26 protein-coding genes and 1 pseudogene are annotated in these 20,917 nt (G+C 71.4%); 11 read left to right on the plus strand and 16 right to left on the minus strand.

Annotated features, from left to right (window positions below):
- The first annotated feature begins 169 nt into the window (after window positions 1-169).
- From C9F11_RS03060 to C9F11_RS03075, 4 genes and pseudogenes are all read left to right on the plus strand, one after another.
- On the plus strand, window positions 170-421 hold the full coding sequence (locus tag C9F11_RS03060; RefSeq protein ID WP_138957790.1) for a hypothetical protein: 252 nt from the start codon (window positions 170-172) through the stop codon (window positions 419-421).
- Window positions 421-1,058, plus strand: a pseudogene (locus tag C9F11_RS03065) (N-acetylmuramoyl-L-alanine amidase). The gene C9F11_RS03060 and the pseudogene C9F11_RS03065 overlap by 1 nt, the downstream one beginning before the upstream one ends.
- Window positions 1,055-1,285 (plus strand): holin, encoded by a 231-nt coding sequence (locus C9F11_RS03070; RefSeq protein ID WP_138957791.1) that lies wholly within the window; start codon window positions 1,055-1,057, stop codon window positions 1,283-1,285. Before C9F11_RS03065 ends, C9F11_RS03070 begins: the two are co-directional and overlap by 4 nt.
- Before the next feature lie 53 nt (window positions 1,286-1,338).
- The gene (locus C9F11_RS03075; protein WP_249402131.1) at window positions 1,339-1,536 is read left to right on the plus strand and encodes a hypothetical protein; all 198 of its coding nucleotides are present in this window, start codon (window positions 1,339-1,341) and stop codon (window positions 1,534-1,536) included.
- 52 nt (window positions 1,537-1,588) lie between these two features.
- On the opposite strand, the gene C9F11_RS03080 is transcribed toward C9F11_RS03075, so the two are convergent.
- Genes C9F11_RS03080 through C9F11_RS03090 form a run of 3 tightly spaced genes read right to left on the minus strand, consistent with a single transcriptional unit; the run spans window position 1,589 to window position 3,224 of the window.
- Window positions 1,589-2,440, minus strand: a complete 852-nt coding sequence (locus C9F11_RS03080; protein ID WP_138957793.1) for a helix-turn-helix transcriptional regulator — start codon at window positions 2,438-2,440, stop codon at window positions 1,589-1,591.
- 24 nt (window positions 2,441-2,464) lie between these two features.
- Window positions 2,465-2,992, minus strand: a complete 528-nt coding sequence (locus C9F11_RS03085; RefSeq protein WP_138957794.1) for a DUF6879 family protein — start codon at window positions 2,990-2,992, stop codon at window positions 2,465-2,467.
- The gene (locus tag C9F11_RS03090) at window positions 2,964-3,224 is read right to left on the minus strand and encodes a hypothetical protein (RefSeq protein WP_138965966.1); all 261 of its coding nucleotides are present in this window, start codon (window positions 3,222-3,224) and stop codon (window positions 2,964-2,966) included. The genes C9F11_RS03085 and C9F11_RS03090 overlap by 29 nt, the downstream gene beginning before the upstream one ends.
- Window positions 3,225-3,518: 294 nt before the next feature.
- On the opposite strand from C9F11_RS03090, the gene C9F11_RS03095 reads away from it, so the two are divergent.
- From C9F11_RS03095 to C9F11_RS03105, 3 genes are read left to right on the plus strand one after another with little or no spacing between them, the layout of a single operon-like run.
- The gene (locus C9F11_RS03095) at window positions 3,519-3,959 is read left to right on the plus strand and encodes a hypothetical protein (RefSeq protein WP_249401568.1); all 441 of its coding nucleotides are present in this window, start codon (window positions 3,519-3,521) and stop codon (window positions 3,957-3,959) included.
- Window positions 3,959-4,168: a hypothetical protein gene (locus C9F11_RS03100; protein WP_138957796.1), complete on the plus strand. Its 210-nt coding sequence runs from the start codon at window positions 3,959-3,961 to the stop codon at window positions 4,166-4,168. The genes C9F11_RS03095 and C9F11_RS03100 overlap by 1 nt, the downstream gene beginning before the upstream one ends.
- Window positions 4,161-4,628 carry a hypothetical protein gene (locus tag C9F11_RS03105; protein ID WP_138957797.1) on the plus strand — a complete coding sequence of 156 codons (468 nt, stop codon included), beginning with the start codon at window positions 4,161-4,163 and terminating at the stop codon, window positions 4,626-4,628. The genes C9F11_RS03100 and C9F11_RS03105 overlap by 8 nt, the downstream gene beginning before the upstream one ends.
- 259 nt (window positions 4,629-4,887) lie before the next feature.
- Here the strand turns inward: C9F11_RS03105 and C9F11_RS03110 are convergent, their stop codons facing one another.
- From C9F11_RS03110 to C9F11_RS03145, 9 genes are all read right to left on the minus strand, one after another.
- Window positions 4,888-5,742 (minus strand): hypothetical protein, encoded by an 855-nt coding sequence (locus C9F11_RS03110; protein ID WP_138957798.1) that lies wholly within the window; start codon window positions 5,740-5,742, stop codon window positions 4,888-4,890.
- Between the two features lie 706 nt (window positions 5,743-6,448).
- Window positions 6,449-6,895, minus strand: a complete 447-nt coding sequence (locus C9F11_RS03115; protein WP_249401569.1) for a hypothetical protein — start codon at window positions 6,893-6,895, stop codon at window positions 6,449-6,451.
- 957 nt (window positions 6,896-7,852) lie between these two features.
- A complete protein-coding gene (locus C9F11_RS03120) occupies window positions 7,853-8,290 on the minus strand; it encodes a hypothetical protein (RefSeq protein ID WP_138957800.1) in 438 nt (145 codons plus the stop codon).
- Between the two features lie 128 nt (window positions 8,291-8,418).
- The gene (locus C9F11_RS03125) at window positions 8,419-8,601 is read right to left on the minus strand and encodes a hypothetical protein (protein WP_138957801.1); all 183 of its coding nucleotides are present in this window, start codon (window positions 8,599-8,601) and stop codon (window positions 8,419-8,421) included.
- 23 nt (window positions 8,602-8,624) lie between these two features.
- Entirely contained in the window at window positions 8,625-8,789 is a 165-nt protein-coding gene (locus C9F11_RS47230; RefSeq protein WP_171075620.1) for a hypothetical protein, read from the minus strand.
- 139 nt (window positions 8,790-8,928) lie between these two features.
- Window positions 8,929-9,444: an N-acetyltransferase gene (locus tag C9F11_RS03130; protein ID WP_138957802.1), complete on the minus strand. Its 516-nt coding sequence runs from the start codon at window positions 9,442-9,444 to the stop codon at window positions 8,929-8,931.
- Between the two features lie 163 nt (window positions 9,445-9,607).
- On the minus strand, window positions 9,608-10,657 hold the full coding sequence (gene rsgA, locus C9F11_RS03135; RefSeq protein ID WP_138957803.1) for a ribosome small subunit-dependent GTPase A: 1,050 nt from the start codon (window positions 10,655-10,657) through the stop codon (window positions 9,608-9,610).
- Between the two features lie 409 nt (window positions 10,658-11,066).
- Window positions 11,067-11,348 carry a hypothetical protein gene (locus C9F11_RS03140; protein WP_138957804.1) on the minus strand — a complete coding sequence of 94 codons (282 nt, stop codon included), beginning with the start codon at window positions 11,346-11,348 and terminating at the stop codon, window positions 11,067-11,069.
- Window positions 11,349-11,595: 247 nt separating this feature from the next.
- Window positions 11,596-12,063 (minus strand): NUDIX domain-containing protein, encoded by a 468-nt coding sequence (locus tag C9F11_RS03145; RefSeq protein WP_138957805.1) that lies wholly within the window; start codon window positions 12,061-12,063, stop codon window positions 11,596-11,598.
- A gap of 177 nt (window positions 12,064-12,240) precedes the next feature.
- Here C9F11_RS03145 and C9F11_RS03150 point away from each other — a divergent pair, with 177 nt between their 5' ends.
- From C9F11_RS03150 to C9F11_RS03160, 3 genes are all read left to right on the plus strand, one after another.
- Entirely contained in the window at window positions 12,241-12,789 is a 549-nt protein-coding gene (locus C9F11_RS03150; RefSeq protein WP_138957806.1) for an HD domain-containing protein, read from the plus strand.
- Window positions 12,790-12,973: 184 nt separating this feature from the next.
- Window positions 12,974-13,519, plus strand: a complete 546-nt coding sequence (locus C9F11_RS03155; RefSeq protein WP_249402132.1) for a DUF2975 domain-containing protein — start codon at window positions 12,974-12,976, stop codon at window positions 13,517-13,519.
- Window positions 13,519-13,752 (plus strand): helix-turn-helix transcriptional regulator, encoded by a 234-nt coding sequence (locus tag C9F11_RS03160; RefSeq protein WP_138957808.1) that lies wholly within the window; start codon window positions 13,519-13,521, stop codon window positions 13,750-13,752. The genes C9F11_RS03155 and C9F11_RS03160 overlap by 1 nt, the downstream gene beginning before the upstream one ends.
- A 276-nt stretch (window positions 13,753-14,028) precedes the next feature.
- Here the strand turns inward: C9F11_RS03160 and C9F11_RS03165 are convergent, their stop codons facing one another.
- The 3 genes from C9F11_RS03165 to C9F11_RS03175 form a co-directional block, all read right to left on the minus strand.
- Complete coding sequence (locus tag C9F11_RS03165; RefSeq protein ID WP_138957809.1) at window positions 14,029-14,781, minus strand: GNAT family N-acetyltransferase; 753 nt, start codon at window positions 14,779-14,781, stop codon at window positions 14,029-14,031.
- Window positions 14,782-15,151: 370 nt separating this feature from the next.
- Entirely contained in the window at window positions 15,152-16,486 is a 1,335-nt protein-coding gene (lysA, locus tag C9F11_RS03170) for a diaminopimelate decarboxylase (RefSeq protein ID WP_138957810.1), read from the minus strand.
- 13 nt (window positions 16,487-16,499) lie between these two features.
- Window positions 16,500-16,916: an SAV_915 family protein gene (locus C9F11_RS03175; protein WP_249401570.1), complete on the minus strand. Its 417-nt coding sequence runs from the start codon at window positions 16,914-16,916 to the stop codon at window positions 16,500-16,502.
- A 348-nt stretch (window positions 16,917-17,264) separates the two neighbouring features.
- Here C9F11_RS03175 and C9F11_RS03180 point away from each other — a divergent pair, with 348 nt between their 5' ends.
- Entirely contained in the window at window positions 17,265-17,831 is a 567-nt protein-coding gene (locus tag C9F11_RS03180) for a universal stress protein (protein ID WP_138957811.1), read from the plus strand.
- Between the two features lie 277 nt (window positions 17,832-18,108).
- Here C9F11_RS03180 and C9F11_RS03185 read toward each other — a convergent pair whose 3' ends face one another.
- Window positions 18,109-20,865, minus strand: coding sequence for an ABC transporter substrate-binding protein (locus C9F11_RS03185; RefSeq protein WP_249401571.1), 2,757 nt, complete (start codon window positions 20,863-20,865; stop codon window positions 18,109-18,111).
- Window positions 20,866-20,917: the final 52 nt, after the last annotated feature.

The raw sequence follows: 20,917 nt of genomic DNA on the forward strand, positions 1-20,917 counted from the left end.
AAGGCATAGAGCCTCCATCGCTTTCCTCCCCTAGCCTACTTTTACTGCGCTTGATCTATTTGCGCTTAGCCAAAATCTCTACGCCGCCTTACTCACAAACGCCTGCTCCCTGCCTCTCAAATGCCCCCGCGCGCCGCGCCGGGGCTTTCTCTATGCCCGAGGAGGACTCGTGAAGTCGATCGTCGGCCGCATCGTCATCTACCGCGCCAGGACGCGCGGATACCACCTGCCCGCCATCGCCACCGCGGCCCAGGACCCGCTCGACCCGATCGGCCTGGAACTCGGCGACGTCCCCCCACTCACCGACGACACGACCGCGCATCTCCACGTCATGACCCCGGGCGCGCAGGCCTCGTACACCGAGCACGCCGTCCCGCAGAGCAACCGGCCGGGCACCTGGTCCTGGCCGGAGCGTGCGTGATGGCCAGACCCCCGACCACATCCCGGTTCCTCGCCGCCCTGCACAGGAGGGCGTGCACGTCGTCGAGGTCGGCTCCTCGCGCACCCACAACCGCAACCACAAGGGCCCCTGGGGCCCGGTGCACGGCATGATGATCCACCACACCGCGACCTCCGGCGCCCAGAAGACCGTGACGACCTGCCGCCACGGCTACGAAGGCCTGCCCGGCCCCCTGTGCCACGGCGTCATCACCAAGGACGGCCGCGTGCACCTCGTCGGCTACGGCCGCGCCAACCACGCGGGCTTCGGTGACGACGACGTGCTGCGCGCCGTCATCGCCGAGAAGGCCCTGCCCCCGGACAACGAGGCCAACACCGACGGCAACCGGCACTTCTACGGCTTCGAGTGCGAGAACCTCGGCAACGGCCGCGACCCGTGGCCGGAGTCCCAAGTCGAGGCCGCCGTACGCGTATCCGCGGCGATCTGCCGCGCGCACAGCTGGGGCAAGGGCGGCGACACCTCCGTGATCGGCCACTCCGAATGGCAGCCCGGGAAGGTCGACCCCTTCGGCCCCGGGGTGTCCATGAAGGACATCCGGCGCCGCGTCGCCGAGCGCCTCCGTCACCCCGCGAACTGGTCCCCGAAGGAGTGTTCATGACCACCACCGCCTTCTGGAAGGCCACCGCCGATCGTGTCGTCCGCACCTTCACCCAGTCCCTCCTCGCCGTCCTCGGCGCCGGGACCTTCGGCATCCTCGACGCCCCGTGGACGGCCGCCCTGAGCACTGCCGGCCTCGCCTCGGTGCTCGCGCTGCTGACCGCTGTCGCGACGAGCGGCCGCGGTGAGGGGCCGGGGCTCACTGAGTCGGTGCGGAGACGACTGTGACGGCGCCGGAGTCACGTGATGTCGCCCTGGAGCTGGCCGAGTTGCGGCGGACTATGGAGGTCGGGTTCGCCGAGCAGCGCGGGCAGCTCGCGCTCCTGGTCCAGCGCGGCGAGCAGACGGACAAGACCCTCGACGATCACGAGCGGCGGCTGGACGCGCTGGAGCGCGGGCGGTGGCCGCTCCCGACGATCGCCGCGCTCGCCGGGGCGATCGGTGCCGGGTCGGGCCTGTTCACTCTGCTGGCCCGCTGAAACGCTTCCCCCCTCCCGCCTTCGGGCGGGAGGGGGCCTTCGTCGTACCCGTTCAGTGCAGCGCTGCGATCGCGCGGAGGACGAGGCCGCGGGCCTCAGCACCGTAGACGGCCATGCTCCGCAGGCGTTCGAAAGTCTTCACGTACTGGCTGACCTCGGAGGGCTGGGTGACACGTACCTCGGCCGACACGAGTTCCATGGCCACCAGCTTGTCGTCGTAGATGTGGAACGTCTCCTCCGGCCAGTGCGTCCGCTCGCTGGCTATGGGGATGATGCCGAGGGAGACGGCCGGCAAGGCCCCCGCCGTGAGCAGGTAGCCGAGTTGGGCGGCCATGGCTTCTGCTCCGGCGATCCGGTAGTGCAGAACTGTCTCTTCGATCACTGCCACGAAGCGATGTCCCGGTTCGTGGATGAGGCGGGAGCGCTCGATGCGTGCGCGCGCGGCTTCCGCGCTGTCGTCCTCAGCAAGGTCGTTGGAGTCCGCGGCGATACGAAGTACGGCAGTCGCGTACCCCTCGGTCTGGAGCAGGCCGGGTACGAGGCCGGAGGAGTACACGCGGAACAGCTCGGTGCCGCGGAAGAACTGGACCCGGCTCTCCTGGATGTGTCGGAGCCCGGAGCGCACCTGGTCGCGCCACTGTTGGTACAGCGTCTCGGCGTTGATGGACTGGACGATCAGGTCTTGGGCTTGATCTGCACGGCCGGTGGCGGCGCACCAGCGGCGGATGTCGTTCGCCGATGGCCCGGTGAGCGCGTTCTCGATCCGGGACGTCTTGGAGTGGTGCCAGTCGCACGCGGCAGCCAGTTGTACGAGCGTCATCCCGGCCTCCTTGCGGAGGGTGCGGAGCTGCCGGGCGACAGCTTCGCGCGCGGCCTGGGCCGACGAGGAAGGGGAGACGGACATGGGCTGGCTGCCGGTGCTTCCTGGTCAGTCGATCCGGTACGTGTCGTGCGGTATGGCGCACTCCCACACCGCCGCGAAGGCGTCCCCGCACAGCTTGGCGGCAGCGGGGTCCTGGGAGATCTCGTGTCCGACCAGCGCACCGTCGCCCGAGAAGTAACCCCAGCGGACGATACGGTCGTCGAACAGCCAGAAGTCGTTACCGGGCAGACAGAGGGCCGAGGCCTGGCGGCGGGGCAGCCAGCGCACTTCCTCACCTGCGTGCGTGTTGACCATGGTGGAAGCGTGCTCGTACCGGATGTAATCGGATACGGGTTCGGACACGATGCGGGCGCGTCGCACGGCGACTCCTCGGGCGACGGCCCGACTGACGAGGTTGACCCAGGGGGCCCAGTCCTCCGAGGAAGGATCGGTATCGAGCTTGCCGGTCTCCAGCCAGGTACGGAAGTCGTCGACTTCGGCAGCGACACCGTACTGGTCCCGCATCTCCAGGTGCACCGCAGTCCGTGTGCAGCGGTCCATCAGCTCAGCGATCGTCGGTTCGCTCAAGGACATCGCACGCCTCCCTGATCATGTGGATCATCCTGGCAGGGATTCGGACCACGGCTTCGCCATCCGGGATGCCGACGGCGTGGCCGGGCACCTCGAAGCTGGCGCACTCAGCTTGGAGTTCGAGAGTCGGCTCCAACCCCTGGAAGACGAGCTCCCGCTTCTCCTGGTCGACCCACACGGTGGGGCTGTCGGCGGTTTTGGTGTCGGGGTCGATCCCGATGAACAGTAACGGCACGGCATCCTCCGTCAGCAGCGTGTGCATTTCTCTGCGTCACGGTCACGGTCAGGTGGGCTCCAGGTCAAGGGTGCGGGCAGGACACAGAGGCGCTTTGAGCAGATGCCTGCACAGATCTGCACAGACCTGGCGGTCGCCTCCAGCGCGCTCCTAGCGTCGAAAGACACAGCAAGACCCCGGCGACCGTGCGACCGGCCCCGGGGCATGGCCGACTACCGAGGAGTCGACATGGGCGAGAGTACGGCCCCCGTGCCAGCGCCGAGAAGCAGCGCTCAGACGCAGGGGGAGAACCGGTTGATCGCTGACTGGCTGGCCCAGGCTCACCCGCTGCCGAGCAAGGCCCGGCGGGAGTGGACGGACGCCTACGTTGCGATGATTCCGCTCGGGCGACGCTTCGACGCCGTGCGCGTACCTGCTCGGCGGGTGCACGCCGCGGTCGCCAGCGAGGAGCCCGCCACCGTGGCCGCGGCCCTGCGGGACTGGCTACGCGGCCCAGTGATCCGGGACCTGCGGAGCCCTCTGGGCGCGTACTACTTCCTGGTGACCCCGGGTGCGGAATGGGACGGCCCGGAGGCCCGCCTGAGCACCGGCACGTACCTCGGCGTCCCCCGCGTGGGGCACATCGCCTACCTCATGAGCTGGGTGGTGCCGCCGGAGCACCCCGGGAACCTGTGCGACGTCACGGCCCTGCGCACGCTGCTCGCCACCGCCGATCCACTGCGGACGGTGGGCTGATGATGACCGACCTCGACGACTACGAGGACCGCCAGGAGCCGTTGGGCCCGTACGAGGCCTACCGCAACCACCTCGACACCTGCCCCCACCGGCACTTCGGCATCCTCGCCGACTGCTCCGAAGGCGTCCGCCTGCACGCCGCCTGGATCGAGGGCGACCGCACGGCCACCACGCCCGCGGGCCCGGCCGGAGGAGGCCGGGATGCCTGACCCCAAGCCGGTCGTGCTGCTCGCCGCCCTGCCCAAGATCGACACAATCGACCCGGCACAGCTGTCCGGTTCCGCCTGCGTCTGGTGCGAGCACACATTCCGCCCTGGCGAGGGCATCGACCTCGGCAGCCCCGGCCCCTTCCGGCCGCACGGCTGCTTGCCCTGCTGCGAGACCAGGACGAACTCCCTGTCGACCTACCTCGCCTGGTACGACCACACCGTCACGTGCCGCCGGTGCCCGTTCGGCCCGTGCGACGAAGGCCGGGCCCTCGGCGCGGCGCATCTGGCCGTGCGGGAACGGGCAGGCCACCCGGCGATACGCTGCGCGGCCTGCTGGAGCTCCCTCGCGCCCGGCGAGCCAGTGCGCCCGCACTTCTGGCGAGAAGAGCCCTGGCCGATGTTCGGCTACCTCCACGCGCGTACCTGCCCGGCCTCCGCGAGCCGCCCGACGGCACCGTAGCTGCGGGAGCGGCGTGATGTCCGGCCGCCGTCCCCACTCCGCGCTCGGCCCTCCGACCGGGCGGTTTACTCTGTGCCCAGACGCCCCCTGCCGGGTGATCCGGCAGGGGGCGCCCTTCCGGCCAGCGCGCCTCCCGAGCTTGCTGACCGGGCCTGTCTTGGGGTTGTCCGTCAGGCCGTCGGAATCGTCACGTCCGGCCTCCCCACCAGGCAATCTACCCAGCACAGGGGTCGTTCTACATCCCCAACACAGTGCGGGTTCAGGGTAGTTCGCGCTCGGGCGTACGCCCCCACCAGACCATCACCTGGTACATGGACTTCATCCCGAGCGCCTCGCGCAGCTCGGCCAGGACCTTGTGTACCGCCCGCTCCGAGAGCGGCGGAGTGAGACGGTGCCCGGCCTGTGCCTGCGAGTAGCTGGCCTCCAGCTCGCGCAGGATCCGCCGCTGAAGGTCCGTGCTCGTGACCTCACCGGCCGCCGGATCGAGGTCCTGCCAGCGCGTGGCCTGCCACCAGAACATGTCGTACACCGACCTGGCCCAGGCGACGACCGCACGGTCTGTGACGTGCCAGCCTGCGTCCGGCTCGCTGTGCTCCTCGCTCAGGACGTTGTCGATGAACAGGTGCGTGCTGTCGATGATCACCATGCGGGGCACGCGGGCCGCGGTGACGCGGGCCTCGCCGCCAGCCTCCAGGAGCCGGGCGACGTAGCTCGCCGTGTCCTCGTCGGCCAGGGCTGCCGAGTTGTACAGGGCCCGATGGGTCAGGCCCTGGCTCAGCGCCTTTCGGCCGCGCTGGCGGCCGAGCTTGCGGACGGTGGGGTCGCGCTTCTCCGGCGGGGCAGGCTGCGACGTGCACAGCTCGCTGCGGGCGGCCGCCAGGGCGGTGCCTATGCGTCCGTTCATCTCCTCGCCGGTCGGCAGGAACTCGCTGCCAGGGCCGCTGTACATCCGGTGGGGCTCGAAGTGCCCGGCGAGGAACTCCAGGGCCGGGAGGCGGTGGAGGCGGCGCACGGTGCGGTCCAGCAGCTCGTGCTCGGCGCTGATGAGCCGGCGGGCGACGGCCCGCGGGTCGCACGCGATGAAGCCTACGGGGAGGTGGGGGGCGTGCTCCACGAGGCCGAGGTTCAGCAGCCGGTGGGGTTCCCATCCCTCAGGGGGGAGCGCTTCCGGCGGAGATTTCGGCATAGGCGGTGAGGTCCAGCTGGGACAGGCCCAGTTGGGCGAGTGCGTCATCTCTGGCGGCGTCGTCCAATCTTCCCCCCCCTGTTAACCCTGTGAAGTTCCCGCATGTGCAGGTTTTCCCCTGCCGTGCCCTCTTGGGCGGGCGCGCCAGGATCGTGTCAGCCTGCGGTGGTGACGGGGGCTACGGAACGTTTCTCCCGGGATGGCATCCCGGAGGTGGCACATGTCCAGAGTCCGCGTGCTCTTCGCGTCCGCACTGCTGGTCGGCGCGGCGTCCGTAGGGTTCAGCGCGTCGGCGAGCGCTGGTCCGGCCTCGGACGAAGACACACCGGTCTGCTGCCGGTCGGCAGACGCGGGCTCCGGCCAGGAGCAGCCCGTCACGCCACCGGTTCCAAAGGGCGACCCCGGTTGGGGATGACCTAGACCCCGGTCGGGTGCTCGGCAGAGTACCGGTGGGCTGGTTGGGTGCTCAGGAGGCCCCAGCCGGTCCGGTCGATACTCGGGAGAGCTCCAGCCGGATTGCCAGCGGCCCCCTGCCGATCAAAGCGGCAGGGGGCCGCAGTGATTGCCGAGTAGCTCTCGACGGGAACGAGGGGGAAGCCAGGAAGTCGCACACAGGCTCCGCGCATCAACTCCGTCAAGGTGGCGGCGAAGGCGGAGCCGAGGCTGCCGCCGCATCCTGAGACGCCCTCGTGACCCCCTTCATGTCGCCTCTGTCGCTGCGCTGCAAGACGAACACCTTCACCAGGGCGAGGAGGCTTGGCCCACAGAGCGCTGCGGCGAGCCAAGGTTGCTCGGGAGCGATCATCACTCCGCCCGCCAGCATGGACAGGGAGAGGAGGACCCCGGAGATGAGGCCGCTCATGCGATAGGTGTGGTTGCGGCGCCGTTCGGCCTCAGCTTGCCGGGCAGCGTGCCGCCGTTCGGCCTCAGCTTGCCGGGCAGCGTGCTGCCGCTCGGCTTCCGCGCGCTGGTTATCGAGCTGGCGCAACTGGACCTGATGCTCCCTCTTCAGCTGCGGCTCCAGAGCCTTGAACGCAACCTCTAGCTTCTCGGGCCCGCCCAGGGCGGCACCCCACTTCATTGCGACCTCCAGACCCGCCGCTACCAATGGGTCGGTCGGTGGCTGAGGAACAGGTGCGTCCTGATCACGCGCACTCACCCGGCGGCACCCCCATCCCCTGCGCCCGCAGGGGCAAAGTCATGGCTCGTGGGCTCAGGTGGCGGACCCAGCTTCACGAACAGCCGCGCAAGGGTGTGCTCCAGGGTGTCTCCTACCGGAGCTACGTCTTCGGCTGCTGGGGCTTTCGTATTTGCGGCTAGCCCCGCCACCGCAGGGTGCGCTATCTGCGTCACCGCAGCACCGCGCGACTCAAGGGCTTCGGCTTGAGCGGCAATATGAGCCAGTTTCGCCTTTAAATCCTCAGACTGAGCCAAGGCCGCGAAGGACTCCCTCAAATCCTCAGCCCGCAGAAGAGGTCTACTCAACTGCCCCAGACGGGTGGCGAACCGCCGTCGATCGCGTGCGGGCAGCTCATCCAGGGCCGCCAAGGCTTCCGCTGCCCAGGCGCTCACCCATGCCTCTTGAAGGCCTGTGACTTCAAGCTCGCTGCCAAGCGAAGACCCCAAGATCTCAGTCCAAATCTCAGACCAGCTTGAGTCTGGACCCCGATCCAGCATGCGCAACAGTTCCCATGCACCCAGCTTGGCAATCTCGTCGCCGCTTCGTACGACCAAGACGATGTATTCGGCGAGACTTCTGGCCAGGCGCTGTCCTCTTACACCACCCGACATCCGAGGCCCCCCGTCGGTGGTTGGAGACTTCAACCCTAGCGCGACCGCTGCGGTCCAGACGGGGATCGTGACGATGATGGCTAGGTTCTGGACTACCAAGATCAACAAATGTAGACGCCCGGTAGATCCTGAGGATCTACCGGGCGTCTCACCTGGCCGTGGGCCACTGTGGGGCTAACAGGATTTGAACCTGTGGCCTCATCCTTATCAGGGACCGTCTCGGAGCCGTCGCGGGGATCTCGGCGGATCAGAACGTCCGGACGGTGTTCCAATCCGCCTGGCTGGTGGGTGTGGACAGGTCCGTCGCGACCCCGCTGAGACGGCGGTCGGGCCCGAGGGAGCCGATGTAGCGGCCCTTGGAGCCGTCGGTCCAGGGGATGACGAAGTAGAGGTAGTTCCCGTCCACGAAGCCCTGCTCGATGGGGCCCGTCGCGGTGCCCACGGCCTTCGCGGCGGTGCCGGTGAGGTTCCCCTGGGCGTCCTGGGTGACGTTGAGCGTGGCGTGGATCTCGTTGCTCTGGTAAATGCCCCATGTTCCGGTGACGTTGAAGCCGGGGGCCTTCACCAGGGGCGCGGCGGCGGCCGAGCCGGAGCCCGGAGGGGCGGCGCCCGCGGTGGGAGCCAGGACGATGCCGCCGAGGCCGACAGCGAGGGTGAGGGCGAGGGCGGTGAACCTCTTGCGCATGCGGAAGCCCTTCGGGTGTAGGGGGTCGGTCCGGCATGACTGCGCTCCGGCACTCCGAGCATGATGGGCCCGGCACCCCCGCACCAGAGGTCACCCACTCGGGTGATATCGGCCTGCCCTCCGGCAAATCACGCCCGAGCCCGCCGGGTGAGGCCCGCCAGGAGCAGGTCGGCGACCGCGTCGGCGTGCTCGATGACGGCCTGGGGGGGGGCGAGGGGGCCACCGGGGCCGATGCGGCGGGCCAGGCCGAGCAGGCTGAACGGGGCGCTCGCGCCGTGCGCGAGGAGGAAGTGCAGGGTGCGCGCGGGCACCTGAGCGGTCCGACCCTCGTCGATCAGCTGGCCAGCCGCAGCACCTCGGGGTGGTCGGCGTGGACGAGGACGAAGCGGCGGATGATGCTGCGGTTCTGCTCCAGCGGCCCGCCACTGGTGTCCTTCAGCTCCGGCGTCAGCTGCGCGGCGATACGGGCGAAGGCCCAGTCGACGGTGACGAGATCCACCACCTGCTCGCCACTGCCTCCGGCGAACAGGTGCGCGCGATGGGGCGCGAGCGGGGGCACGGCGGACGTCGGCCACCGCGAGGCGGTCTGCCCGGGTGGCTCCCGGGCAGACCGCCAGTGGTGTGCGTCAGACGGCGCGTCAGATACCGAAGGGCGCGGCGTAGCGGACGGTGCCGCTCGGCAGCGGGTGGTCGGCGTCGAGGGTGAGCGCCATCAGAGCCTCGTCCGGTACCTCGACGCTCAGCCCGATACCGTAGGTGGACGCGCGGGTGAAGCCGAACCGCGGGTAGTACGGCGGGTGTCCGAGGACGACGACGAAGTGCTCGCCCATGTCCTCGGCGGCCTTGAGCGCGGCGCGGATACCGGCCGAGCCGGCGCCGGTGTTCTGGTACTCGGGCCGCACGGCGACGGGAGCCAGGCACAGGGCCGGGGTGTCGCCGATGTGACAGCGGGTCAGCAGCGCGTGCCCGATGAGCTGGCCGTCGTCGTCGGTGGTGACGACGGACAGGCCCTCGATCCAGGACGGGTCGGTGCGCAGGGCGTCGACGAGGTCGGCCTCCAACGGGGTGTCGAAGGCGGCGAGGTTGATGGCCCGGACGACGGGGATGTCGGCGTTGGTCTCGGCTCGGGTGAGCCACTGACGACGGGTGCTCATGATGGGATCACGTTCCGTTTCACGGTGAGTTCTTGTTGTTGATCAAGGGCTTTCCGTACGGCGATGACGCACGGCGATGACGTACGGCGTCGACGTACGGAAAGCGGGTCGGAGAGGGGGTGGGTGGCGGGCGGCCCCCTGGCTCGGGGCGCCGGTGGCACGGCTACTGCTGCTGGTCGAAGAAGCGCCGGGTGGCCCGCTGATGACGGGTGATCGACTTGTGGAATTCCGATCGCTTGCCGGTGGGCCGCGCCGATGCACGGGCGGCGGCCCAGGCGCTCTCGCGCTGCAACTTGCGGTATCCGGCCAGGCGGCGCTCGCTCAACTGCCCGTCGGCGATGGCTTCCTGTACGGCGCATCCGGGCTCGGCGGCATGGGTGCAGTCGCGGAAGGCGCAGCCCCGCGCGTACTCGTGGATCTCGGTGAACACCTGCTCCACGCCCTCGGCTGCGCCCTGGAGGCCGATGACGCGCAGGCCGGGGGTGTCGATCAGGACGCCTCCGCCGGGCAGGACCAGCAGCTCGCGGTGGACGGTGGTGTGCCGACCCTTGCCGTCCGCCGCCCGCACCGACCCGGTGTCCATGCGCTCCTGGCCCGACAGGGCATTGGCCAGAGTGGACTTGCCCGCGCCGGAGGGGCCGAGCAGGACGGTCGTACCGGTGACGGTGGCGGCCAGGACGTCCAGGCCCTCGCCCGTCGTGGAGCTGGTGGCGACGATGTCGACGCCCGGCGCCAGGGCGGTGACCTCGGCGTGCGCGGCGGCGCTGTCCTCGGCCAGGTCCAGCTTGGTCAGGGCGATGACGGGGCGCGCGCCGCTGTCCCGGGCGAGCGCGAGCAGGCGCTCGATCCGCCCGGCCCTGAGCGTGTCGGCCAGGGAGACGGCGACCACGACGGTGTCGACGTTCGCGGCCAGCACCTGCCCGCGGGACGTGCGGTCGGCGCCCGCCCGGGTGATGGCGCCGCGCCGGGGCAACAGCGCCACCAGCTCGGGCTCCGGCCCCGGACGCAGGGCCGCCCAGTCGCCGGTGCACACGGCCCGCGCCGGATCGCTGCGGCCCGAGCCGCGGCTCGCGGCCCGTAGGGGGCCGACAGCGGTCAGGACGTCACAACGGCCACGGTCCACACGTACCACACGGGCCGGTACGAGACCGGCCGCGGCGTACTCGGTGAACAACGCGTCGAACGAGGCGTCCCAGCCCAGCGCGGACAGCACCGACGGCGAGGAAGCAGCCGAGGAGGACGCAGACGAGGAGGACGCGGGCGGGAATGAGAACGACGGCGACGAAAAAGAAGATGAACTCAGGGAATGCACGTGGAACCCTTGCGAGAAGGGACCCCATCAGAACGCGGGAACATCCACCGGGTGAGCGGGAGCGCTCACGGCACGGGTGGAAGGGATACGACGGTCAGACCGGGGCCCGGGACGTGAGGATGGTCCGGCGGGCGCTGCGCACGGCAGCGGTATTCACCGCAGTCATCAACCTCACCTCCCTCTCACTCAAAACCGGGTCAAACGCGAACGAAAAGAACATTAACACACTGCCGCGGGGCCCACGTAGCCAGTCTCAGGTCGGCGCCGCGCCCGACGTCCCGCGCGCCGGGCGCCGACACCGCCGCCGGGGTCAGAGCACGAAGACGCTCTGAGCCGTCTCCGTGTGGTAGGTCTCGCCCGGGTAGGCCAGCCATTCCACCGGCCCCGCACAATTCGGCCCGGAATGGATCTCGGCGATGGCGTCCGTGTAGTTGCTCACCGACGTGGGGAAGGAGTCAACGGCATAGCAGCCGCTGGGGTTTTCGTAGGCGACACCGTTGATGACCAGGAGGCCTTCCGCGGCATAGGCCGAACCGGACGTCGTGACGGCCAAGGCCGCCGCGGCCGCCAGCGCCCCCAGGGTCACGGCCATGCGTCGCATCATGTTGAGATCCTCTCCGTGGTGCGGATCGCGCTCATGAGGCGACCCACGATCATCACGGAAAGTACCGGATGCACAGCGGTACGTGTCCGGCGCGTTGGCGCACACCTCGCGTGCCACGCGCGCCGACCGCCCGCCGCCTGTCCCCACCAGCGGCGGAAGCACCGACGAGCTGGGCCGCTTCGCCCCGGTCGCTCACCTGCACGACGGGGTAGAAGGGCGGAGTCGCGGGCAGGGGTCAGTGCTGGATGAGGCCGCCGACCGGCACGGCAGCGACGTGGCCGGTTGCCGGAGCGGTCCGCGCCAGGTCCAGCCCGACGTCGACCAGCGACGACCGGCGCAGACCGGCGACGTCGAGGAGGGGAGTCCAGACCGACTCGGCGATCTCACCCTGCGGCTCGGGCCGGAGCCTGCCGCCGGTGATACGGACCCGGTAGAAGACGCCGATGTTCTGGTGCTCGACACCGGCACGGGCTTCGGCTGCGGGGATCACCCTGGAGTCCACGCCCAGCAGCCGTTCGACCACCGCTTCGCAGCCGGTCTCCTCGGCGAACTCCCGGACCACCGCGTCGAACGGGTCCTCCGCGTGCTCCACCCTCCCGCCCGGAAGCGTCCAGGTGGACTCACCCTCCGCGGAAACGTGACGGGCGAGCAGCACCCGTCCGCCGTCCACACACACGGCGTACGCCGCCAACCGCAGACTCAATCCCCCACCTCCCAGCGGACTTTACCCCGCCCTCGCCGCCGCCTGCGCGAGTACCGGCGGCGTCGGATGCGCAGCCTCCTGGCGAGGCAGGGCACTTGGGCCGCAGCACCTACGAGCACCCCGGGCGGAGACACTTACGCCCTAACGCCGCACCGAGGCGGCCGAGAGGGAGCGCGCATGACATCAGCAAGCGAGGTCGATCGCCTGGCCGCCCGCACCCATGCCGGGCAGGTCGACAAGATCGGCGTACCGTACGTCGAACACGTCCGCGCCGTGGCCGCGGGGCTCGCCCCGTGGGGGGAGCGGCTGGTCATGGCGGGCCTGCTCCATGACGTCCTGGAAGACACCGACTGGACCGCTCAGGGGCTGCGCGAGGCCAGGGTTCCGGCCCGGGTGGTCGAGATCGTCGAGGCGGTGACGAACGTGCCCGGCATGGCGTACGAGGAGAAGATCGCACGCATCGCCGCCGACCCGCAGGCGGCCCTGGTGAAGATCGCCGACAACGCGCACAACTCCCGCCCGGACCGCGCCGCCCGGCTGCCCCCGGACAAGCGGGAGCGCCTCGCCGCGAAGTACCGCTCCGCCCGAGCACAGCTGTGGCGGGCCGCGCGCCAGGAGGACATCGAGACGATCGTCCGCATCGTCAATCCATCGCTGCTCGTGGAGCTGAGCGAACACGCCGCGCCGCCGAACCGCCGCCCTTCGGCGGGAAGCGATCTCACATAGCGCGGGCGGCCCGCTCACATAGCGCGGGCGGCCCGCTCGCGTAACGCGGGCGGGCCGCCGCTGGGATCCCCACTCCGGAGCTTGTCGTTTTTCGATATGTTCACCTAGAGTGAGACTTATCGAAAGTCGATAAGGGAGGTTGTTGGTGAACACGCGTCTGACCCGGACTGTGGGGTCGGTGTCCATGCTGCTGGCCGTGGTGTTCGGGCTGGCCTACGCCGCCCGGAGCACGTTGCGCCTGATCGACGACGGGACCGTATGCGCGAAGACCGGGTTCTGGGTCAACGCGAAACTGGAGGGCGGCCTGCCGGTCGGGGCGGGCGTGGAGGCGTCCAGCAGCCAGGCGAACCTGTGCCAGCAGGATCCCTCGTTCGCCCAGCGGATGGCCGGTGTGGGGGACGAGCTGACGTGGGGCCTGTTCGCGGCGGTGGCGCTGCTGATGTTCGCCCTGCTGCTGAAGGCGATCGTCGAGAACGGGCCGTTCACCGACGCCGCGGCCCGGCATCTGACACGGTTGGGCTGGGTGGTGACCCTGGGGGCGCCACTGGCCTCGCTGGTCACCGGGTGGTCCCACGCGTGGCTGGTGGACAGCATGGCGCCGATGGTGGGCATCGACATGCACACGGACGGACCGCTGGAGCTCGTCGTGGCGGGTCTGGCCGCCCTGATCCTCGGTAAGATCATGCGTCAGGGCGTGGCCATGCGGGAGGACCTCGAAGGGACGGTGTGATGGCCGAGGAGGAACTCCACTCCATCCACATCCACCTGGACCGCCTGCTGGCCGAGCGCGGGATGACCCTCACGGAACTGTCGGCGCGGGTGGGCATCACCGTGGTGAACCTGTCCATCCTCAAGAACGGCCGCGCCAAAGCGATCCGCTTCTCCACCCTGTCGAAGATCTGCGACGTCCTGCACTGCCAGCCCGGAGACCTGATCACCCATCACCCCGTAGACCGGGCCTGACCTCGGGATGCGGCGGGCTCAGCGCGAAGGCGCCGGGTCGAGCGCGCGCCCGCCGTGAGGCGCGCCCCCCATGGATTCCACCTGCTGGATCCCGGTGTACGATCTCCATGTAACTCCGGTGCAGGGCACGGGAGTCACGCGTCTGTGGTCCAAGGAAAGACGTCCATCATCCGATGGGAAATGCAGGTGCAAGGCCTGCCGGGCGCTCCACACGATGGCCCCCTCCGCGGAGGGGGCCATCGCTGTTTCCGGGTGCCGGTCCGGATCGGCCTGTGATCAGCCCTCCAGCGCCATGTAGAGGCGGGTACCACGCGGGCGGAAGCCCACGCGTTCGTAGACCCTGCGGGAGCCCTCTCCCCCGTACTCGAGCCACACCGAGTCCGCGCCCTTGGCGAACATGGCTTCCGCCAGGGACGCGGTGACGGCCCCGGCGACACCCCGGCCCCGATGGGCGGGGCGGGTCCCCACGCCCGCCAGCTCGGCGGTGCCCACCGCGGGCGCCGAGCAGGAGGCGGCCCCCGCGCATCCGCGGTCGGCGGACCGTACGAAGCGGACCTCGCCGCCGCCCTCCTGCGTGCGCCGCAGCCGGGCCACGCCCTGCGGACTCGGCGGGAACTCACTGCCGTACGCCTCGGACAGCGCGATGTCGATGGCGGTGAAGTCGGCGTCCGTGACGGGGGTTTCGACGACGAGCCGCCCGTCGGGGGTGCCCGCGCGGGTGGCCGGGGTGCAGACCAGGTACGTGTGCACGGCCTCCGTGGTGAAGCCCGCCCGGCGCAGGGCAGGCGCCACCTCGGGCGCCGCGTGCGGCGCGAATTCCAGGCGCGGCTTGAGACCGCGCTCGCGGAACACCCCGATCAGGGCCGCGATGTCGTGCTCGGCGGGCCGGGCGCCGGGCACGGGGGTCGCGTAGTTCACGTACGCGCTGGTGGTCGTGGGGTCGATGCCCACGACGAAGCCGCCGGCCTCGATGGCCTGGGGTCGGCGGCGGAGATTGATGACGGTGAAATTCTGGACGTCGATGTCCATGACGATGATGACCTCACACAAAGGGCATGGCGAAGCGCGCTCGGACCGCTGCGGCGGATCGTGGAGTCGCGCGGGGACGTGGTCGCGGTGCGTGGGCACCGCGTCGTCGGGCCGCCGTGAGGATCGCGGATACGACACCGGGGATCCTGCCGCCCTGGGGCAGCGGGCTCAGTGCCGTCGGCGGCCGCTGGGGGACGCCGTGATCAAAGGCTTCAGTCCTTTGTGGTGAGGAGGGTGCAGACGAGTGCGGTCACACCGTACATCACGGAGCCGCGACTCCGGGATGCCTGTCGCGCACGCCGGAGTTGGTCACCTCCGGGCGGTGCCGACAAGGGGACGTACCGCCCGGAGGTGGTGGGAGGCGGCGCGGCTACAGGCCCACGTCGCGGCTGCGGATGTCCTCCAGGGACTCGCGGCGGATGAGGACGCGGGCGCGGTCGTCGCGTACGGCGATCAGCGGCGGCCTTCCCACCAGGTTGTAGCCGGAGGCCATCGACAGGTGGTACGCCCCGGCGACGGGCACGGCGAGCAGGTCGCCCGCGCCCACGTCGTCGGGGAGCTCGACGTCGTCGGCCACCACGTCACCGGCTTCGCAGTGCCGGCCCACGACGGTGACCCGGGCCCGGGTCGCGCTGCCGCGACGGCCCACCAGGCGGGGCGCGTACCGCACTCCGTACAGCGCGGGCCTGGGGTTGTCGCTCATGCCGCCGTCGACGGCGACGAACGTGCGGCCGCCGGTGTGCTTGACCGTCACGACGCGGTAGAGGGCGATGCCCGCCGGTCCCGCGACGGCCCTGCCCGGTTCGATGAGCAGACGGGGCACGGCGAGTCCGGCCCGCGCGCACGAATCGGCCAGTTCGGCGCGGACCTCGCGGGCCAGTACGGCGACGTCCAGGGCCTCTTCGCCGGGGCGGTAGGCGATGCCGTGGCCGCCGCCGAGGTCGAGCTCCGGCAGGACCACCCCGTACTGCTCGTACAGACGGGCCAGCAGGCCCACCATGCGCCGCACCGCCGACAGGTACGGCTCCACGTCGGTGATCTGCGAGCCCAAGTGGCAGTGCAGGCCGGTGAGTTCCAGCTGCGGCTGGTCGAGGATGCGGGCGATGGCGTGCTGGGCGTAGCCGTCGGAGATGGACAGGCCGAACTTCTGGTCGTCCGTGCCGGTGCGGATCTTCTCGTGGGCTCCGGCGCTGACGCCGGGCACCACGCGGACCATCACCTTCTGGTGTCCGCCGGTGCCGACCGCCGCGGCGAGCCGGGCGATCTCCGACGGGCTGTCGATGACGATCCGGCCGACGCCGAACCGCAGGGCCTTCTTCAGGTCGTGCGGTGTCTTGGCGTTGCCGTGCAGGAGGATCCGCTCCGGCGGGAACCCGGCGGCGACCGCGAGTTCCAGCTCGCCCGCGGAGCAGACGTCGAGCCCGAGCCCCTCCTCCTCCACCCAGTTGGCCATGGCCCGGCACAGGAAGGCCTTGGCGGCGTAGTGGACCTCGGCCTCGGGGAAGGCGTCACGGTAGGTGCGGCAGCGTCGGCGGACCTCGTCCTCGTCGAGGACGTACACCGGTGTCCCGAAGCGGTCGGCGACCTCCGCGAGCGGTACGCCGCCGACGCTCAGGTCCCCCGGGCGGGGCTCGGCGGTGGAGACGGGCCACACCGACAGCTCATCGGCCGGGGTGGTGACGGCTGGTTCGTGAACGATGGTCATCGCGGCACCCCTCTCAGCCGAGCCGGTACGACAGCGACGCGCGGCAGTGGCCGCCCCCGTTCGACCGGAGATCCTCGTCGTCCTGCGGCTCCCTGCCGCTCCCGCGCGGCGTGCGGACGGGCGCCGACTCCTCCTCGCGGGTCGGCGCGGGCGCGGTGAGCTGGGGGTCCACCGTGACGGTGGCGGCGCCGAGCGGCTCGGTCACGGCACGCAGGGCGGCCTCGTCGAGCCTGATCCACGGCTGGCCGCCGCCGAGCGTGGCGGTGAGCTGCCGCACGGAGGTGAACCCGACGGCCGTGCGGTCACCGAGCGGGGTGCGGAACAGCCGGGTCGCGCACCCGAAGGGCCCCGGCCGGACGGGGACGTACAACGGCCCGGCCGGGAACCGATCGGACGGTTCGGGGTCGTCGCCGCAGAGAAGTTCTGCCATGGGGTGCCTCCTGGAGGATCCGAGCTGGTGCGAGGGGCGCCGCGGTCCGCGGGCCGGTCCTGGCGCGGTCCCGGACAGGGTGGCCGGGACCTGCCGAGGACGCTATGCCCGCCCGCCCCTGCCGTCGGCCCGCCCCTGACGGGATGTTGACGCGGAACACGGTGACCCTGACGGGACGGTGACGGGCCTCCGCACCGGCGGGAGGACGACCGTCAGAAGTGCGCCAAGAAGTGCCGCGGAGCCTGGGCGGAATTCCTGGTGCCGACGTCAGATGGGGACAGCCTTGGCCGGAGCCGACGGCAGGATGCTCCGCCCGGGGCACACGATGGACACGAGGAGAGGGAAGCCATGCCCGGACCCGAAGCGGCCCCGACGGCCGCCCGTGTGGTCGTCGGGGTGAGCGGCACCCCCGGCAGCCTCACCGCCCTGTGCCGGGCCGCCGCCGAGGCCCGGCAGCGGGGGACCGAACTCTGGCCCGTCCTGGCCTGGCAGCAGCCCGGCGGAGACCTGGGCGCCCGCCGGGCCACGGACGCGCCCCTCACGGCCGACTCCTGGGAACGTCTCGCCCGGCGTACGCTCGTCGCCACGCTCCGCGAGGTGTTCCCCGAAGGCCCCGGCGTCCCGATGCGCGCCCTGCTGGCCCGGGGCACTGCGGGCCGGGCGCTGGTGGAGACCGCGGACCGGGAGGACGACCTCCTCGTCATCGGCGCCGGGCACCGCGGCCAGCTCCACCGGGCGCTGCACCCCTCCGTCAGCCGCTACTGCCTGGCGCACGCCACCTGCCTCGTCCTCGCGGTGCCACCGTCCCCGCTGGAGGCCGAGCTCGCCGCGGTCCACCGCCGCAATCTGTGGCGACTGCGCCTGGACGCACGGCACTTCAGCAGGGAAATGACACCGACGCCGCCCGCCGCCTAGGGCCTGTGTGAGGGGGCGCCGCGCCGGTCCGCCGGGCCGGGCCCGGCGAACACGTACGGAAGCCCGGTGAACACGCACGGAAGTCGGCGCACTGAATCGCTCCGCCGTGGGCACTCTAACGACATGAAGATCCTCTTTCTCTTGGCGCTCGTCGGCATCGCGGTCACGCTCTGGTCCATGCGGTCGAGCAAGCGCAAGCAGCAGTGACCGGCGTGCCTCGGGGGCGTAGGTGGCGCCGCCGTCGGCCGGGGCGCGTCCGCGGGCAGCCGCCGGGTGTTCAGGCCGCGGGGCAGTCGAAGCGGTCGCCCCACGTCTTGGGGTTCAGGGTCTTCGTCATCGCGCCGCAGACCGCCTGCGCCCGGCCGTCGCCGCTCATCACGAACACCAGCTTGTCGGGGGTGAAGCGGCCGCCGCCCGCCGCGCCGGAGGCGTCGATGCGGCCGGTGGCGCCGTTGAAGCCGCCGCCGCCCAGGCCCTGGTAGAGCACGGACTGCACCTGGTCGGCGCCGAGCCGGTCCTCGTTGCCGCCGAGGGTGGCGCGGGCCTCGTCCACGGCCTCGGACAGATAGCGCAGGGCGTCCCAGGCGAGCACGGGGTGACCGTCCGCGCGCATGGCCCTGCCCCACTGGTGGCGCCGGTTCACACGGTCGTAGGCCTGCAGGAACTCCTGGGCCTCGATGGCGGAGCGGCCCGCGGCGCGCCGGAGTTCGGGGGCGCTGCCGTGCGCGATGTAGTACAGGGTGAGCCCGGGGAAGCGGCGCTGCGGGGGCTCGCCCTGGAGCAGGGAGTTGGTGACGTCGTCGCCGCCGAGGACGGTCAGGCGCGGGCACTCGCCGCTCAGGCGGTTCATCTCGTCGAGGAAGGCCGTGAACTCGTTCGCCCGCGCCGTCCACACCAGCGCCGTGCGCGGCTCCTTCACGACGGCCCGGCACACCTGCCGGGCGAGGTCGGGGGCGCTGGTGGCGAGCGAGCCGCGGACGGCGTTCGGCACGCGCGGGCCGCCGGTGTCGTCCTGGGGGGTGTGCTCCCACACGGTCGTCGGGGTCCGGCCGACGGACTTCAGGAACTCCCTGGCCAGGTCGTTGCTGTACACGTCGGTGGGGTCGGCGACCAGCTCGATCCGCTCGGCCGTGCGCGACCCGTCGGCCACGGTCCTCGCCTGCCGCGTGAAGGCGGCCATGACCTGGGCGAGGCGGGCGTTGGTGGGGGCCAGCTGGAAGTAGTAGGGGCGGCCGGTGCGCAGCAGCTCCGCGGCGGTGCCGGAGGTGCCCACCATGGGCAGGCCCGCCTTGTTGAGCACCTTGATGGCGTCCAGGGTGCCGGGCCTGCTCTGCCCGAAGCCGACGACGCCCACGACGGCGGGGTCGCGCCGGGCGAGCTGCGCGATCTGCTGGGCCACCTTCTCGGCGTCCTGGAAGCGGTCTCCCGCGTTGGCGGTCAGGACGCGCAGGGGCACGCGGTCGTGGCTGGCCCGGGCGAGCTGGTTGATCCGGGCCTGGGCGAGGGCGAGGCCGCGCAGCTCGGGCAGGGTGCCGCCGCGCACCGGGTCCTGGGCTCCCCGGCCGCCGCTGAGCGGGCCGATGTAGACGACCGTGCGGGGCCGGGCGCCGCCGCCCGCGGCTTCCTTGTCCCGGGCGGCCGCGTCGACCTGGCTGTTCTGCGCCTCGATCATCCGCAGGGCGTCGCGCACGCCCTGGTCGTCCTTGCTCGTGCCGAAGCCCCTGGCGCCCTCCGCCACGCCCACGCAGGTGCCGTCGGTGCCCAGGAAGGTCTTTCCCGCGCAGTCGTCCCGCTCCGCCCGGTCGAGGGGCCGCCACGCGAAGAGCCCGGCCAGGACGACGAGGACGAGCGCCAGGCTCCCCACCGTGCCCACCACCTCGGCGCCCGGCGAGAAGCGCTGGGCGGGCGGCACGAGCCGGGGCTGGTGCCGCAGCCAGTACGCGGCCCGCTCGTCCGGCGGCTCGTCCTGTGCGGGTGCGGGCACGGTCATCCCGCTCGGCCGCCCCGGCCGCATCCCGCTCTCCACGATCAGGTCGAGCTCGGCGCCCGCGTGGGCCAGGTCGGACGGCTCGATGTCCGGGACGCGCGCGGCGAGCGAGCGGACACCGGCCGCCACCACGAACACCGACGTGGTGCCGAGGTCCGCCGACGCCGTCCGCAGCTCCCGCACGAAGCGCTGGGTGCGCGAGTCCGCGGGTCCCAGCTCCTCGAAGAGCACCACGAACCGTGTCGTACGGCGGCGCCGCCAGGGGTTGAACCGGCGCGCTCGCGCGGCCGCGTCCAGGTCGGCGAGCAGCGCGTGCATCAGGACGCGGTCGACCTGCTCGGGGTCGGGGGCGTCCGGAGCGTCGTGGTCGTGCGGTACGAGGTCGAGTGCGGAGCGGAAGAAGTCCGTGGGCGGGGAGCCGTGCTGCTGCCGGTACCACTGGGCGTACCAGCGGCGGTTGCGGCCGTGGCCGAGGATCCGGCGGGTGGCGCGCAGGCCGAACAGGGCGCAGGGCAGCTGCTGGAAGAGGGGGCCCGAGAAGAAGTTCCACAGCAGCTCGATGAAGCCGGCGCCGCTCGTCTGGTCCCCGCCGCCGAGGCGCCACAGCGCGGCGGACAGCGGTGACCACTGGCGGTGGTCGGCGTAGCAGTGGTCGCGCAGGGCGTGGTGGCGCCGCTCCACGGGCCCTTCGAAGCGGGGGGCGCTCAGGACGGCGTGCAGGAGCCGGTAGCCCGGCAGCTTCAGGCGTCCCGCGCCGGGCGGCATGGAGTCCGTCAGCTGCTGGGTGATCTGCTCGAACAGCTCCAGGTGCGGCGCGTCGTGGCCGTCCGGGGCCGGGGGGACGCAGGCGTGCGGCGCCAGCATGACGTTGTCGCCGCGCAGCCGCGCCCGCAGCCCCGCCACGATCCGCCGCCCCGCGAAGCCGCCGCCGGGCTCGGTGAGCAGCACGGCGGGAAGGCGGCTGCGGCTGCGCCGCGGCTGCACCACCAGCTTGTCGAACGCGCCGACGAAGCGGTCCATGCCTGCGTACGGTGGAATGCGGTCCATCGATCCCCCACTGACACGCCGCCTACTGCTGCGGCCCCCGTGTAGCCAGCAC

Origin of the sequence: Streptomyces sp. YIM 121038, assembly GCF_006088715.1 — a bacterium.
GTDB lineage: Bacteria > Actinomycetota > Actinomycetes > Streptomycetales > Streptomycetaceae > Streptomyces.

What these genes read in the sequence shown, in the direction of transcription:
- C9F11_RS03070 (WP_138957791.1), top strand. Translation starts at nt 1,055, where the DNA reads ATGACCACCACCGCCTTCTGGAAGGCCACCGCCGATCGTGTCGTCCGC.
- C9F11_RS03075 (WP_249402131.1), top strand. Translation starts at nt 1,339, where the DNA reads ATGGAGGTCGGGTTCGCCGAGCAGCGCGGGCAGCTCGCGCTCCTGGTC.
- C9F11_RS03080 (WP_138957793.1), bottom strand. Translation starts at nt 2,440, where the DNA reads ATGTCCGTCTCCCCTTCCTCGTCGGCCCAGGCCGCGCGCGAAGCTGTC.
- C9F11_RS03085 (WP_138957794.1), bottom strand. Translation starts at nt 2,992, where the DNA reads ATGTCCTTGAGCGAACCGACGATCGCTGAGCTGATGGACCGCTGCACA.
- C9F11_RS03100 (WP_138957796.1), top strand. Translation starts at nt 3,959, where the DNA reads ATGATGACCGACCTCGACGACTACGAGGACCGCCAGGAGCCGTTGGGC.
- C9F11_RS03105 (WP_138957797.1), top strand. Translation starts at nt 4,161, where the DNA reads ATGCCTGACCCCAAGCCGGTCGTGCTGCTCGCCGCCCTGCCCAAGATC.
- C9F11_RS03115 (WP_249401569.1), bottom strand. Translation starts at nt 6,895, where the DNA reads ATGAAGTGGGGTGCCGCCCTGGGCGGGCCCGAGAAGCTAGAGGTTGCG.
- C9F11_RS03120 (WP_138957800.1), bottom strand. Translation starts at nt 8,290, where the DNA reads ATGCGCAAGAGGTTCACCGCCCTCGCCCTCACCCTCGCTGTCGGCCTC.
- C9F11_RS03130 (WP_138957802.1), bottom strand. Translation starts at nt 9,444, where the DNA reads ATGAGCACCCGTCGTCAGTGGCTCACCCGAGCCGAGACCAACGCCGAC.
- C9F11_RS03140 (WP_138957804.1), bottom strand. Translation starts at nt 11,348, where the DNA reads ATGGCCGTGACCCTGGGGGCGCTGGCGGCCGCGGCGGCCTTGGCCGTC.
- C9F11_RS03150 (WP_138957806.1), top strand. Translation starts at nt 12,241, where the DNA reads ATGACATCAGCAAGCGAGGTCGATCGCCTGGCCGCCCGCACCCATGCC.
- C9F11_RS03155 (WP_249402132.1), top strand. Translation starts at nt 12,974, where the DNA reads ATGCTGCTGGCCGTGGTGTTCGGGCTGGCCTACGCCGCCCGGAGCACG.
- C9F11_RS03160 (WP_138957808.1), top strand. Translation starts at nt 13,519, where the DNA reads ATGGCCGAGGAGGAACTCCACTCCATCCACATCCACCTGGACCGCCTG.
- C9F11_RS03165 (WP_138957809.1), bottom strand. Translation starts at nt 14,781, where the DNA reads ATGGACATCGACGTCCAGAATTTCACCGTCATCAATCTCCGCCGCCGA.
- lysA (WP_138957810.1), bottom strand. Translation starts at nt 16,486, where the DNA reads ATGACCATCGTTCACGAACCAGCCGTCACCACCCCGGCCGATGAGCTG.
- C9F11_RS03175 (WP_249401570.1), bottom strand. Translation starts at nt 16,916, where the DNA reads ATGGCAGAACTTCTCTGCGGCGACGACCCCGAACCGTCCGATCGGTTC.
- C9F11_RS03180 (WP_138957811.1), top strand. Translation starts at nt 17,265, where the DNA reads ATGCCCGGACCCGAAGCGGCCCCGACGGCCGCCCGTGTGGTCGTCGGG.
- C9F11_RS03185 (WP_249401571.1), bottom strand. Translation starts at nt 20,865, where the DNA reads ATGGACCGCATTCCACCGTACGCAGGCATGGACCGCTTCGTCGGCGCG.